The organism is Methylobacterium sp. WL103, from assembly GCF_008039885.1.
GTDB classification, from domain to species: Bacteria; Pseudomonadota; Alphaproteobacteria; order Rhizobiales; family Beijerinckiaceae; genus Methylobacterium; species Methylobacterium cerastii.
On record NZ_VRUX01000701.1, the window covers coordinates 1 to 1,958 of the forward strand.

At 73.0% G+C, this 1,958-nt stretch carries 2 protein-coding genes; one reads left to right on the forward strand and one right to left on the reverse strand.

Annotated features, from left to right (window positions below; translation table 11 throughout):
• The coding region (locus tag FV222_RS24415) for a DNA translocase FtsK 4TM domain-containing protein (protein WP_187277459.1) at positions 1 to 405 on the reverse strand (405 nt) is incomplete at its 3' end.
• Between the two features lie 224 nt (positions 406 to 629).
• Here FV222_RS24415 and mtnA point away from each other — a divergent pair.
• The gene (mtnA, locus tag FV222_RS24420) at positions 630 to 1,727 is read left to right on the forward strand and encodes an S-methyl-5-thioribose-1-phosphate isomerase (protein ID WP_147764239.1); all 1,098 of its coding nucleotides are present in this window, start codon (positions 630 to 632) and stop codon (positions 1,725 to 1,727) included.
• Positions 1,728 to 1,958: the final 231 nt, after the last annotated feature.

Genomic DNA, 1,958 nt, shown 5'->3' on the forward strand with positions numbered 1-1,958 from the left:
GCGGGCGGTCGGCGGCAGGGCGCTGGCCACCGCGCTCGCGGCGCAGAAGCCGATGATCCAGAGCGCGATCCGCATCCCGCCGTTCGGCAGGTCGCGCTCGCGCATCAGGCGGATGCCCCACAGGGCCGGCGGCAGCACGAAGGCGAGCGCTCCGAGGCCGAGGATCTGCATCGCGAGATCCGAGACCACGGCGCCGGGCTGGCCGAGGACGTTGTGGGCGAGGTGGTCGGTGGCGTGGTTCAGGCTCGGGTCGTCGATCGACCACGTCGCCAGCGCGACGGTCAGCCCGATCGCACCGGTGAACAGGACCAGCCCGCCGAGTTCCGTCAGCCGCCGCGCCAGGAACGGGCGCAGCGTGTCGACGAAGGTGTCGTAGGGCGACGCGGGGCGGCGAAGCGAGCGCATGCGGGACCGGACGCGAAAGGAGACTCTGACCCCGAGGCTAGGCCCCTTCCGTTAACGCGCATTTAAGGTTGAAAAAGTCCTGACGCCTCCCTGCCGGCCTTCGCCGAGAGGCGGCACGTTCTCGGAACGCGCGGCGATCGGGCGCGACCCGTCCCCGCCGTCGCGATCCCGCGCGGGACGTCCGCGAGGGTGCAAAACGCGATTCGATATGGCAAACCGGGGCCATGCAGATCGACGGACGCCCCTACAGGACCATCTTTCCCGACCCGGACGGCGTCAGCGTCCAGGTCATCGACCAGACCCGCCTACCCTTCGCCTTCGAGCTGCAGCGGCTGGCGAGCCTCGACGACGCCGCACGCGCGATCCGCACCATGGTGGTGCGCGGCGCGCCGCTGATCGGCGTGACCGCGGCCTACGGCCTCGCCTTCGCCATGCGCGAGGACGCCTCGAACGCCGGCCTCGACCACGCCGTGGCGGCGCTCGCCGCCACCCGCCCGACCGCGATCAACCTGCGCTGGGCCCTCGACCGCGTCGCCGGCAACCTGCGCCAGGTGCAGGCGCCGGAGCGGTTCGCCCGCGCCTTCGCCGAGGCCGGCCGCATCGCCGAGGAGGACGTGGCCAGCTGCCGCGCCATCGGCAACCACGGCGTCGGCCTGATCGCCGAGATCGCGCAGCGGACCGGCCGGACCGTCAACGTCCTGACCCATTGCAACGCCGGATGGCTCGCCACCGTCGACTGGGGCACGGCGCTGGCGCCGATCTACGTCGCGCACGAGGCCGGCCTGCCGGTCCACGTGATCGTCGACGAGACCCGGCCGCGCAACCAGGGTGCCGCGCTCACCGCCTTCGAGCTCAACGGCCACGGGGTGCCGCACACCGTCGTCGCCGACAACGCCGGCGGCCACCTGATGCAGCACGGCCAGGTCGACCTCTGCATCGTCGGCTCGGACCGCACCACCGCGTCCGGCGACGTCTGCAACAAGATCGGCACCTACCTGAAGGCCCTCGCCGCCCACGACAACGGCATCCCGTTCTACGTGGCGCTGCCGTTCTCGACGATCGACTGGACCCTGCGAGACGGCGTCGCCGAGATCCCGATCGAGGAGCGCGACGCGCGCGAGGTCACCCACCTCACCGGCCGGCTGGCCGACGGCGGCTTCGCCACGGTCGAGGTGGTCTCGCCGGGCAGCCCCGTCGCCAACCCGGCCTTCGACGTCACCCCCGGCCGTCTCGTCACCGGCCTGATCACCGAGCGCGGCATCGCGCGGGCCGACACCGAGGGGCTGCTCGGCCTCTATCCCGAGCGGCGCCGGGCCGCCTGAGGGGAGGTTTTCGACGATCACCTCCGCTCCTCCCATTCTCGCCTACCAGCGGCACCTGTTCGAGATGCCGGCGGAGGTCGCCTACCTCGACGCCGCGGCCTGGTCGCCGCTTCCGCGCAGCGTGCGGGCGGCGGGCGAGGCCGGCATGCGGGTCAAGAGCCTGCCCTGGGCCCATCCGCGCTCCGAGGTGCCGCCCTGGACCGAGCGGGCGCGCCGCGCGGCCGCCGGCCT